The sequence below is a fragment of the Poseidonibacter antarcticus genome (genome assembly GCF_003667345.1).
Lineage (GTDB): Bacteria > Campylobacterota > Campylobacteria > Campylobacterales > Arcobacteraceae > Poseidonibacter > Poseidonibacter antarcticus.
The window spans coordinates 166,740-179,302 of record NZ_RCWF01000003.1 but is presented as its reverse complement, the minus strand read 5'-3'; the positions used below and the strand labels follow the sequence as shown (position 1 = coordinate 179,302).

The following is a 12,563-nucleotide window of genomic DNA, read 5'->3' as shown; positions in this document are numbered from 1 at the left end:
GGGCTCTTGCCCTAAAAGGATTTAAAAGAAATCAAAAGATTTTTTTTCAGTCTTTTTACAAGAACTTAAATACAAATAAAACTAAGGAAATTAACTATGTCTTATCAACCACAATTTAAAGTAAAAGCAACATATATGAGAGGTGGAACTTCTAAAGGAACTTTCTTCAATATTGCAGATTTACCAAAAGAAGCAAAAGAAGATCCAAAAAAAAGAAATAAATTACTTCAAAGAATCGTAGGAAGTCCTGATGTTTACAAAAAACAAATGGATGGTATGGGTGGAGCTTCTTCTTCTACTTCTAAAGCTATTTTAGTTGGTAAATCAGATGTTGAAGGTCACGATGTTGATTATTATTTTTGTCAAGTTGCTATTGATAAAGATTTTGTTGATATGAGTGGAAACTGTGGAAACTTAAGTTCAGCCGTTGGTCCTTTTGCAATTAAAGAAGGTTTAGTTGATAATGTTCCTAATAATGGTGTTTGTTGTGTAAGAATTTGGCAAGCAAATATCAAAAAAACTATTCTTTGTTATGTAACAATGGAAGATGGAATGGTTAAAGAAATGGGTGATTATGAGATTGATGGTGTTGCTTTTCCTGCTGAAGAAATTCAATTAGAATTCGTTGAACCAGTTGATCCTAGTGAAGAGTTATTCCCTACAGGAAACTTAGTAGATGATTTAGAAGTTGAAGGTGTTGGTACTTTTAAAGCTACTATGATAACTGCTGGGATTCCAACTGTATTTGTAAATGCAGATGCTATTGGTTATAAAGGTACTGAACTTCAAGATGATATTAACTCAGATACTGCTGCTTTAGAAAGATTTGAAAAAATCAGAATTGCAGGTGCATTAAAAATGGGTGTTATGAAAGATGCTTCTGATGCACTTACTCAACAACACACTCCAAAGATTGCATTTGTATCTCCTGCACAAGATTTTACAACTTCATCTGGTAAAAAAGTAAAAGCTAGCGAAATGGATTTACACGTAAGAGCTTTATCTATGCAACAATTACACCATGCAATGATGGGAACAGCTTCAGTTGCTATTGGGGTTGCTGCTTGTATTCCTGGAACTTTAGTAAATATCGCTGCTGGTGGTGGAGAAAAAGATACAGTTACTTTTGGTCATCCAAGTGGAGCTATTAAAGTTGGAGCTGCATTATCACAAAAAGATGGTAAGTATATTGTAGAAAAAGCATCTATGAGTAGAAGTGCTAGAATTATTATGGATGGAAATGTTTATGTTCCAGCTGGGACTATGGATTACTAAGTAATTCATAGTTATTTATAATTCTATTTCATAAAAAAAGGGCTAGATATTTTATTTAGCCCTTTTTTATTTCTATGATATAAAATCAAAATTCATCAATACTATCTAAAACTTTTATAATATTTTTTTCTTTTTGAAAACCTTGAAATTCATATTTAATATTTAATTCATTATCTTCTTTATCAACTAAAAATGATGTTGGATAAAACTGCACAGGAAAAGGATATTTTTCTATTAATTTATTATAAATATCAGAATCTTTTACAACTTTAACAATCTGTAAACTATCTCTTTTTTCTTTTATTTTTTCCAGTACATTTATTTGTCTTATACACCAAGGACAAGAAGGTATACTAAATACCAAAATTACCTCTTTGTTAGTATCTATATCCTCAATACTATTTATTTGCTTTGCTTGTATGGCAAATAATGAAGATATAAAAAGGCATAAGACAAATATTTTTCTCATTTTACTCTACTTTATTAAAGATGATATTTCTTTAAATACTGGATTTTTTGCATTTACTGTTAATTCAAATAATAGTGATTCATAAGTTGTTGGAATAACACCTGCTTGAACTAATCTTTTTATAGCCACATCTGTATCATTTTGTTTTCTAGATGTTACACAATCTGTAACTAATACAACTTGAAAATTCTCTTCAAGTAAATCAATACAAGTTTGTAATACACAAACGTGAGTTTCAATTCCTGCAACTATTACAACTTTTTTATTAGATGATTTTAGTGCTTCTAAAGTACTTTCATTTTTACAACAAGAAAAAGATGTTTTTTCAAAATGAGGATCTTCGTCTACAAGTTCTCTTAAACTTGGAATTGTTTCACCTATTCCCTTTTTATATTGTTCATTTACAATAAAAGGAACATTGTGAATTTTTAAACCTTTAACAAGTGTAATAAGATTTTTTTCAATTTCATCTTTGTTTGTTACGTGTGGGTATAATCTTTCTTGTACATCAACTAAACAAAATACTGTATCTTCAACATTAATTCTCATTTTATCTCCTTAAAATATATTATCTATAATCATACACAATATATTTTAAAAAATCTTGGAAAATATTGACAATTTAGCAATTTATTTAAAAGCTACTTTTTCAGCACGTTCTAATAAATCTTTTGCACCTTGGTCTAAAAATGTTTGAGCCAAAGTTTGTCCTATACTTTCATAATTATTAATATCAGCAGTAATATCTTCTGATATTGATTCGCTTCCATCAGGTAATCCAACAATTGCTTGAACTCTAATAGATTCATCATCTAAAATTGTAGCTTTAACACCAATAGGAACTTGACAACCACCTTGAAGTGTATCTACAAAACCTCTTTCAATAGTTGATTCAATTTGTGCATTTTTATCATTTAAAACTGATAATAATTTTACAATTTCAGGATCTTTTGTAGTTTCAACTCCTAATGTTGCTTGTCCCATTGAAGGAATCATTTCATCTGTAGAAATAGGAACAAAATATTTTACTTCGTTTTGAATTCCTAATTTTTGAACACCAGTTGCTGCTAAAATAATTGCATCATATTCACCTGCATTTAACTTTGCAATTCTAGTATTAATATTCCCTCTTAAATCTTTTAGTTCAATATCAGGACGTAAAAGTTTTAAAGCCATTCTTCTTCTTAAACTTGTAGTTCCTATTATTGCACCTTTTGGTAATTCTTCAATTGATGCGTATTTATTACTTAACAAGGCATCTCTTGGATCATATCTTTTAGTAACTGCTGTTAGTTGTAAACCATCTTCAAATTGTGTTGGAACATCTTTTAATGAGTGAACTGCTAGGTGTGCTTCACCTTCTAACATTGCAATTTCTAGCTCTTTTGTAAATAAACCTTTTCCACCAATTTTTGCTAATGGCACATCAAGAATTTTATCACCTTTTGTTACAAACTCTTGAAGTACTATTTCCATATTAGGATAATGTTTTTCTAGTTCACTTTTTACAAATTCTGATTGCCATAGGGCAAGTTTACTTCTTCTTGTTGCAATTACTAATTTTTCCATTTATTTACCTTCTTATTTATTTTTTCCTAAATCTTTATATTTAGTTTTTTGTGTATCTTTTTCTCCATTAATAAATATTGTTGGAGTTCCTTGAACCATTACTTCTTCACCCATTTCCATATCTTTTTCCATAGAATCAATAAGATCAATTGATGAAACATCTTCTTGTGTAAATGATGTTTTAAATACTTTATTAAACCCTGATACTATTTTTTTTACATCTGTTTCTTTTACAGTAAAATAATCATCCCAATTAGTCTCATATACTTTTAATTCAATATCTTTAATACCTTTTTCTTTTCCTAATTCCATTAATTTTGATAAAGGTCCTGATGCTGGATGTAATCTTAATAATGGAAAATGATAATAATATAGAGCAATAGAATCTTTATTTTTATTTACGTGTTTAATTATATCAGGTATGTAATCCATACAAAATGGACATAAAGGATCAGAAAAAACTACAATTTTATCTTTTGACTTATCATTACCTGCAATTAATTTTGATTTATCATAATATTTAGCACTTAAATCTGGTGTCACTAAATCTTTTAAAGATTTCCCATTTTTAGCATCTAATAAATCAAGTGAGATATATCTACCATCAGAAAATACAATATCCTTAGCATTTATAGTTTTGTTATCAACTTTAGCTTCAACATCTAAAATATATCCAAACCAACCATCTAGTGGTAATTCTTTTTTCATATTAATACTAATTTTTTCTATTTCAACATTTGGATTTTGGGCTATTCTTTTCTTTTCAAATTTTATTACATTATCATCACTTACACTCGCAAATAAACTACTTGTTAGTAAAACAGCAAGTGTTAGTACTTTTGATACTTTTTTCATTATAATCAATCCTTCAAATTAAAATTTATACATAGTCTAACTATTTACTATTAATCAAAAGTTAACACTAAGACCTCGTTTTTACAGTTATTTTTCTAATATCGAAGAGTTCTTTTGCCCTATTTAGCATAGGAGAATTTATAACATCATCTAGTTGTAACTCTTTTTGTGCAGGAGTTGGTGCTGAACTTTTATGCATATCAGCAACACATCCTGAACCCATTTCTACTTCTTCAATCATTGATGAAGTATTTTGATTATTTAATTCAATATTTTCTTCTACTCTAGCTTCTTGCTTAATTTTTTGAACTATCTCTTTTTTCTGTTCTCTTTTTGCAACAACTTTTTTATTTAAGGAGGCTTCATCCTTTTTAAAGTCCAATTCAACATCTTTCCCATATACATCTTGTGTAAAAGTTCTAATCAATGCAAAATGTTTATATAAAAACTTTCTATCATCATCTTTTGCATATGAAAGAATAGATAATTTATTGTTTTCATATCCATTAAAAATAAAGTTTTTTTCAAAACATTCACCCAAAGAATAATCTCTATCATAAACTTTTGATGTTAATAATTCATATAAATCATTTTTTTCTTCTATTTTTGGTTCTTCTATAGGAACTACTTCAACTTCTTGCGAAATATTTACTTCTTTATGTTCTTCTTGAATAACTGGTTCTACTTTTATTGAGTCTTGTGTATTTTCTATTTCTTTTGTTTTAGGTAAATCATCAAATGGTGTAGGATAAGACACTTGAGGAATTGAGTCAATTACGGATAAATCAACCATAGAAGTAGATTCTATTAAAACTTTATCAGCATCAGTCACCTCTTCTATTTTTGTTTCAGGGATATTATCTTCTAAAATGTGCTCTTTTTTTGCTATTTCTTTAATAACCTTTTTCTCAATTGGAACAACTTTAGTTTTAATATCTTCTACATCTGAAATTATTTCTTCTAATGTTTTTATATTAGTAGCTTCAATCATTTTCATTAATGTTAAAATCAGTACAAAACCACCATCAGAATTGATTGCTAGAAGTTGTTTAGCATCACCTAAAATTCTAAAAAATCTATCAAAAAATAATAAATCATATCTAGCATCTTTTTCAAGCATTTTATGTTTTAAATAAATACTCATTTCATCACAAATTTGTGAGACATCATAGTTTTCTAACTCTTTTATAATAGGTGATATATCACCTGAAGATAAAACTACTGAAAATACATCATCCATAACTTTTGGGTCAATAAGACCTAACATATCAACTACAGTTGAAGTTGTTATTCTTCCACGTGAAAAAATTATCGCTTGGTCAAGTAATGTTAAGGTATCTCTTAAACTTCCTTGTCCACTTCTTGATATTATTTCTAAAGCATCTGTGTCAAACTCTAAGTTTTCTTCATTTAAAATATGTGCTAAATGATGAATCACATCAGAGTTTGCAATTTTATTAAATCTAAAATGTTGAGTTCTAGATAAAATCGTTGCAGGTAATTTTAAAGGATCAGTAGTTGCTAAAATAAATTTCACAAAACCAGGAGGTTCTTCTAGTGTTTTTAATAAAGCATTAAATGCTTGTGGAGTTAACATATGAACTTCATCGATTATAAATACTTTAAATCTTGCAGAACTTGGTTTATATTTTGTATGTTCAATCAAATCTTTAATATCATCAATACCACGATTTGAAGCTGCATCCATTTCTATAATATCAAGATGTCTATTTTCATTTGCACTTTTACAATTATCACAAACCTCACAAGGTTTTGAAGTTGGACCCTCACTACAAAGTAAAGCTTTTGCCATAATTCTAGCAGTTGAAGTCTTTCCACTTCCTCTAAGTCCAGAAAAAAGGTAAGCATGGGATAATCTATTTGAATCTAATGCTAAAGATAAAGTCTGTGATACTGTGCTTTGTCCTACTAAATCCTCAAATCTATGAGGTCTATATTTTAAAGCTAAAACTTTTCTGTCTTCTTGTATTCCACTCATATTGTACAATTCCTAATTTGAATATTTTTATTTTCTAAAATCTTTTCTATCATATTTATATTAATTTTTCCTGTATGGCATATTGAAATATTTAATGTACCTTGATTTATATGACCTTTTTGCAAACTTAATGATAACAATCTATTTGCTATTGCATTTCCTGTTTCAATTAAATTAATATTTTCTTGCATAATCTTCCTAATTATACTTGAAATCAAAGGATAATGAGTACAGCCTAAAACAATTGTATCAACACTATTTTTTTTCATAGGATTTAACCATTTTACTAGCATTTGATATGTTTTTTCTGAATTAATTTCACCTTTTTCAATTTGCTCAACTAAACCTATGCAAGCTTGTTCAAATAGTTGGACTTTTTTAATATTTGATAAGTCATTTACTAAACCTTGATATTTGCTTCCCTTTAGTGTTGCAGGAGTTGCTAAAACTCCAACTTTTAGACTTTTAGTTATTAAAATTGCGGGTTTAATTCCAGGTTCTGTTCCAATTACTATTAAATTAGTAAAACTATTTCTTAAGTATTTTATAGCTGCTGAAGTTGCTGTATTACAAGCAACAATTAAAGCATCAATATTGTGTTTTTCTATTAAATATTTAGTAATATTATCACAACGATTTAAGATTTCTTCGGGTGTTTTTTCCCCATAAGGAGCATAAGCAGTATCAGCTATATAAAAGATTTCTGCACCTTTAAATATCTCTGATATAGCACTTACAACAGTAAGTCCTCCAAGTCCAGAATCAAATATTCCTACTTTCAATTTGTACCTTTATTTCATAATAAGTAGATATTTTATCATAAGTTTTTAAAGAAATGTATTAGCAGAAAAAATAAGAGATGTAATACCCAAATTTTTGAGTATTACATTTTGTATTTACAATAAATTTAAACTAAACCTTGCTCAATCATTGCATCTGCAACTTTTCTAAATCCAGCAATATTAGCTCCTAATACAAGATTAGAAGGCTCGTTAAATTCTTTTGCAGTAGTACTTGCAGTTTGGAAAATATTTTCCATTATACCATCAAGTTTTGTATCAACTTCTTCAAAAGTCCATTTAAGCATTGATGCATTTTGTGCCATTTCTAATTGACTTACAGAAACTCCACCAGCATTTGCTGCTTTTCCTGGACCATAAGCAATTTTTCTTTCAACAAATAAATCAACAGCATCAGGAGTTGAAGGCATATTTGCACCTTCACAAACACATTTACAGCCATTTTCTAGTAATTTTTTTGCATCTTTTATATTTAATTCATTTTGAGTAGCACATGGGAATGCAGCATAACAAGGAGTTGACCATACATTATTTCTTCCTTTTTCATACTCTGCAATAGGTGTATATTTTGCACTTGGTTTAAACTTTGTATATTCACTTAGACTTAATCTTTTATTCTCTTTTAGCTCTTTTAATAAGTCTAAATCAATTCCTTCTTCATCTAAAATCATACCTCTTGAATCACTACAAGTAATTGGTAAAGCACCTAAATGATATAGTTTTTCAATTGTATATATTGCTACATTTCCAGATCCAGATACAAGACATTTTTTATCTTTTAATGTTTCACCACAATCTGCTAACATATATTTAGCAAAATAAACACAGCCATATCCAGTAGCTTCTTTTCTAGCTAGTGAACCACCCCAATTAAGAGATTTCCCAGTTAATACACCTTCATATTTATTTGTAAGTTTCTTATACATTCCAAACATATATCCAATTTCTCTAGCACCTACTCCAATATCACCAGCAGGAACATCTGTACTAGCTCCAATATGTCTAAATAATTCACTCATAAAAGCTTGACAGAATCTCATTATTTCATTGTCAGATTTACCTTTTGGATCAAAGTCACTTCCACCTTTTCCTCCACCAATTTGAAGACCTGTTAGTGCATTTTTAAAGATTTGTTCAAAACCTAAAAATTTAATTACACCAGCATTAACACTTGGGTGGAATCTTAAACCACCTTTATATGGTCCGAGTGCAGAATTAAACTCAATTCTAAAACCTTTATTAACTTGTATTTCACCATTATCATCAAGCCAATTAACTCTAAATAGTATTTGTCTTTCTGGTTCAACAATTCTTTCTATAATTTTATGTTTTTTGTATTGTGGATATTTTTCAATTAGCGGTTTTAATGAGATTAAAATTTCTTCAGCAGCTTGATAAAACTCATTTTGTGCAGGGCTTGTTCTTTTTAGATACTTAAATATTTCTTTTATGTATTCCATATATTTCCTTTTAAACTTATATAATAATTATTTTAGCGGAAATATATATATTTTATATACAATTGTATGTAATTTATTTATTATTTAATAATATGTATAAATACTATACTAAAAGGGAAGATAAATCCCCTTTTATTTAAAAAGCTTCTACGATAGAACCTTTGTATTTTTCTCTTATGAATTTTTTGATTTCATCTGAGTTTATAGCTTCATCTAAGGCTTTGATATATTCTTTATTTTCATTGCCTTTTTTTACAACTACAATATTTACATAAGGTGAATCTTTTGACTCAATTACAATTGCATCTTTTAAAGGATTTAAATTTGCTGCAAGTGCATAATTTGTATTAATAATAGCAGCATCAACTTCATCTAAAACTCTTGGCAATTGTGGTGCGTCTAATTCTTTGATTTTAAGATTTTTTGGATTTTCCAAAATATCTACAGCAGTTTTAAAATCAACATCCTTAAATGTTAATAATCCTTCTTTAACTAAAATATCTAAAGCTCTACTCTCATTTGTTGGGTCATTTGGAACAGCTATACTTGCACCATCTTTTAATTCACTTAATGCTTTGATTTTATGAGAATATAATCCCATTGGCTCTAAATGAACACTTGCCGTTTTAATTAAATCAGTATTTTTATTTTTATTAAACTCAATCAAATATGGTAAATGTTGGAAGAAGTTAGCATCTAATTCACCTTCATTTACTGCAATATTTGGAGTTACATAATCAGTAAACTCAACTATTTGTAAATCATAACCTTTAGCTTTTAAAAGTGGTTTAACAGCTTCTAAAATCTCAACGTGAGGAACAGGAGTTGCTCCAATTTTAATAACAGTTTGTTTTGTTTCAACTTTTTTTTCAGCACCTTTTTTTGATTCTTCAGAATCATTACAAGCAGTTAATCCAAGAACAACCGTTGCAGCAAGTGCAAATTTTAAAATATTTTTTAACATGAATTTTTTCCTTTATTTTTTTGTAATTTTATATAAATAATCGCCTAAACTTTGTACAACTTGTACTAAGGCGATTAAAATTAGTACAGTATAAATCATCGTATCAGTTTGAAATCTATAGTATCCATATTTGATAGCCACATCTCCTAAACCTCCACCACCAACAGCACCTGCCATTGCAGAAAAACCAATTACAGTAATCAAAGTAAGTGTAATCGCTGAAATAATAGCGGGCATTGCCTCAACTAGCATTACTTTGAAAATAATTTGAAAATCACTTGCTCCAAAAGATTTTGCAGCTTCAATCACACCAATTTCTACTTCTTTTAAAGCACTTTCAATTAATCTTGCAACAAAAGGAGCAGCCCCAATTGTAAGAGGAATAATAGCAGCACTAGTTCCTATACTTTTTCCTATTAAAAACTTTGTAACAGGAAATAACACAATCATTAAAATAATAAAAGGGAATGACCGTAAAGTATTTATTACAACATCAAGAATTGAATATATTTTCAAGTTCTCTCTTAATCCACCTTTTGAAGTTAGTGTTAAAATAATTGCTAGAAAAAATCCAATTATAAGTGCCAAAAATGTAGAAACAAATGACATATAAACAGTTTCACCCAAAGCTGGGAATAAAATATCAAACATTATAATACCTCCCAAATGATTTTATGTTCTTTTATATAACTTAGAACTTTTTCTTTATCTTTATTTTCAATATTTATAACCATATTTCCAACAATATGTGTATTTATCTCTTCAAGTTTTCCCCATACAATATTAAAATCCATATTAAGTTGTCTTGCCATTTTTGTAATAAATGATTGAGAAGCATTATCTTTTGGGAAATAAATTTTTATATTTACACCCTCATTTGGAACAACTTCAATTTCACCTAAAAACTCTTTCATTTTTATATCAGGTTTTAAAAATAACTCTTCTGTTGCATCAAAACCAATAATATTTCCATGCTCCAACAACAAAGCTTTTTGAGCGATTTGTTTCACAACTTCCATTTCGTGCGTTACTAAAACAATAGTAATATTTAATTTTTCATTTATCTGTTTTAATAAATCCAAAATAGAAGTAGTAGTATTTGGATCAAGTGCAGATGTAGCTTCATCTGAAAGTAAAATCTCAGGATCTAATGTCAAAGCACGTGCAATTGCAACTCTTTGTTTTTGTCCTCCACTTAATTGGTTTGGATAAGAATCTTTTTTTTCTTCTAATCCAACAAGTGATAATAAATCATTTACTTTTTTTAAAATCTCATCTTTTTTATATCCCCAAAGTTGCATTGGTAAAGCAACATTTTCAAATACTGTTTTTCGTTGAATTAGTGAAAAGTGTTGAAAAATCATTCCAATATTTTTCCTAAACTCTCTTAATTCATATTTTTTAAGAGTTTTTATCTCTTTATTATTTACTACTAGTGAACCATCAGTATAATTTTCAAGTCCATTTATACATCTCATAAGAGTCGATTTTCCAGCACCACTATGTCCTACTATTGCAAAAATCTCACCTTTTTTTATATCAATAGAAATATTATTTAAAACTTTTGTATTTCCATAGTGTTTATTTAAATTGTTTATATTTATCATAAGTAATCCTTATCAGGTTTGGAATAGTATATAAAAATGTATAAAATATGAATTAAAGAAGTGAGTTTAAAGTAAGTTATTAAAAATGATAATAAAAAAGAGGTTTAAAACCACTTTTTTATTCGTTCATTCCTGCAAAAAATTCTGAATTATTTTTTGTTTTTAGCATTTTAGAATATAAGAATTTAAGAGCTTCAACTTCATCCATTGAAGCAATTGCATTTCTAAGTATCCAAGTTTTTTGTAAAATTTCAGGAGTAAGAAGTAATTCTTCTTTTCTTGTTCCTGATTTAATAATATCAAGTGCTGGATAAACTCTTTTGTTTGCTGCATTTCTTGATAATACAACTTCACTATTTCCAGTTCCTTTAAACTCTTCAAAAATAACTTCATCCATTTTTGAACCAGTTTCAATTAAAGCAGTTGAAATAATAGTTAAAGAACCACCCTCTTCAATATTACGTGCAGCCCCAAAAAATCTTTTAGGTTTATGTAAAGCATTTGCATCAACTCCACCTGAAAGTACTTTTCCAGAAGATGGTGTAACAGTATTATATGCACGTGCTAATCTTGTAATAGAGTCCAATAAAATAACTACATCTTTTTTCATTTCTACAAGTCTTTTTGCTTTTTCAATTACGATTTCAGCAACTCTTACATGATTATGCGCAGGTAAATCAAAAGTAGAAGAATAAACTTCACCTTTTACACATCTTTGCATATCAGTAACTTCTTCTGGTCTTTCATCAATTAATAAAACCATTAATGTACATTCTGGATGATTTTTTGCAATACCGTGAGCTAAGTCTTTTAATAATTCTGTTTTACCAGTTTTAGGAGGTGCAACAATTAAACCTCTTTGCCCTTTTCCCATTGGTGTGAATAAATCAAGCATTCGGCCTGTCATTCTTTTTGATTCATATTCAAATTTAAATTTTTCTGTAGCATATAGAGGAGTTAAGTTGTCAAATAATGGTCTGTTTTTAGATTCTTTTATAGGTAAGTAATTTATAGCTTCGATTTTTAATAAAGCATTGTATTTTTCACTATCTTTATTAGGAGGTCTAACTTGCCCTGAGACAATATCTCCAGTTCTAAGTGCAAATTTTCTAATTTGTGTTGCACTTACATAAGAATCATTTGAGGTATCAGAGAAGTTTCCATCAATTGCTCGAAGGAAACCAAATCCACCATCTTTTATTTCTAGAATTCCAGTAAATAAAATAAATCCACCTGCATCAATTTGAGATTTTAAAATGTTGAACATTAAATCTTGTCTTTTTAATTCTTGGGGATTTTCTACATCTAGTTGTTTTGCAATATTTAAAAGTTCTTCTAATCCAAGTTCTCTTAATTGCTCAATTTTATATCCTTCAACAGGAATATGCGTTCTAGCTTTTCTAGGACTTTTTGTTTTATTCTGAGTTTTTGACTCTTCCATGAGTAATATTTACCTTTTGATTGTACATATTAGAGTATGTAATTTGTAGTTTTGTAGTTTTTTTATTAGTTATAATGCTATTGTAGTATTAATTTTAGAATTTGTCAATAATTTTAGATTTAGT

General features: G+C 28.3%; 12 protein-coding genes. 1 reads left to right on the top strand and 11 read right to left on the bottom strand.

The window, feature by feature from the left end; translation table 11 throughout:
• Nucleotides 1-96: 96 nt before the first annotated feature.
• Nucleotides 97-1,275, top strand: a complete 1,179-nt coding sequence (prpF, locus tag D9T19_RS05860) for a 2-methylaconitate cis-trans isomerase PrpF (RefSeq protein ID WP_121627291.1) — start codon at nt 97-99, stop codon at nt 1,273-1,275.
• An 85-nt stretch (nt 1,276-1,360) separates the two neighbouring features.
• Here prpF and D9T19_RS05855 read toward each other — a convergent pair whose 3' ends face one another.
• The 11 genes from D9T19_RS05855 to rho form a co-directional block, all read right to left on the bottom strand.
• A complete protein-coding gene (locus D9T19_RS05855) occupies nt 1,361-1,744 on the bottom strand; it encodes a thioredoxin domain-containing protein (RefSeq protein ID WP_121627290.1) in 384 nt (127 codons plus the stop codon).
• Between the two features lie 6 nt (nt 1,745-1,750).
• Entirely contained in the window at nt 1,751-2,293 is a 543-nt protein-coding gene (locus tag D9T19_RS05850) for a hydrolase (RefSeq protein WP_121627289.1), read from the bottom strand.
• An 81-nt stretch (nt 2,294-2,374) separates the two neighbouring features.
• Nucleotides 2,375-3,313: a hydroxymethylbilane synthase gene (hemC, locus tag D9T19_RS05845; RefSeq protein WP_121627288.1), complete on the bottom strand. Its 939-nt coding sequence runs from the start codon at nt 3,311-3,313 to the stop codon at nt 2,375-2,377.
• Nucleotides 3,314-3,325: 12 nt separating this feature from the next.
• Nucleotides 3,326-4,168, bottom strand: a complete 843-nt coding sequence (locus D9T19_RS05840; protein ID WP_121627287.1) for a DsbA family protein — start codon at nt 4,166-4,168, stop codon at nt 3,326-3,328.
• 67 nt (nt 4,169-4,235) lie between these two features.
• Nucleotides 4,236-6,167, bottom strand: a complete 1,932-nt coding sequence (locus D9T19_RS05835) for a DNA polymerase III subunit gamma/tau (protein ID WP_205588693.1) — start codon at nt 6,165-6,167, stop codon at nt 4,236-4,238.
• On the bottom strand, nt 6,164-6,949 hold the full coding sequence (gene murI, locus D9T19_RS05830; RefSeq protein ID WP_121627286.1) for a glutamate racemase: 786 nt from the start codon (nt 6,947-6,949) through the stop codon (nt 6,164-6,166). Before murI ends, D9T19_RS05835 begins: the two co-directional genes overlap by 4 nt.
• A 125-nt stretch (nt 6,950-7,074) precedes the next feature.
• Complete coding sequence (gene gdhA / locus D9T19_RS05825; RefSeq protein ID WP_121627285.1) at nt 7,075-8,427, bottom strand: NADP-specific glutamate dehydrogenase; 1,353 nt, start codon at nt 8,425-8,427, stop codon at nt 7,075-7,077.
• A gap of 136 nt (nt 8,428-8,563) precedes the next feature.
• On the bottom strand, nt 8,564-9,391 hold the full coding sequence (locus tag D9T19_RS05820; protein ID WP_121627284.1) for a MetQ/NlpA family ABC transporter substrate-binding protein: 828 nt from the start codon (nt 9,389-9,391) through the stop codon (nt 8,564-8,566).
• 12 nt (nt 9,392-9,403) lie between these two features.
• Complete coding sequence (locus tag D9T19_RS05815) at nt 9,404-10,042, bottom strand: methionine ABC transporter permease (RefSeq protein WP_121627283.1); 639 nt, start codon at nt 10,040-10,042, stop codon at nt 9,404-9,406.
• Entirely contained in the window at nt 10,042-10,998 is a 957-nt protein-coding gene (locus D9T19_RS05810; RefSeq protein WP_121627282.1) for a methionine ABC transporter ATP-binding protein, read from the bottom strand. Before D9T19_RS05810 ends, D9T19_RS05815 begins: the two co-directional genes overlap by 1 nt.
• A 118-nt stretch (nt 10,999-11,116) precedes the next feature.
• The gene (gene rho / locus D9T19_RS05805; RefSeq protein WP_121627281.1) at nt 11,117-12,439 is read right to left on the bottom strand and encodes a transcription termination factor Rho; all 1,323 of its coding nucleotides are present in this window, start codon (nt 12,437-12,439) and stop codon (nt 11,117-11,119) included.
• Nucleotides 12,440-12,563: the final 124 nt, after the last annotated feature.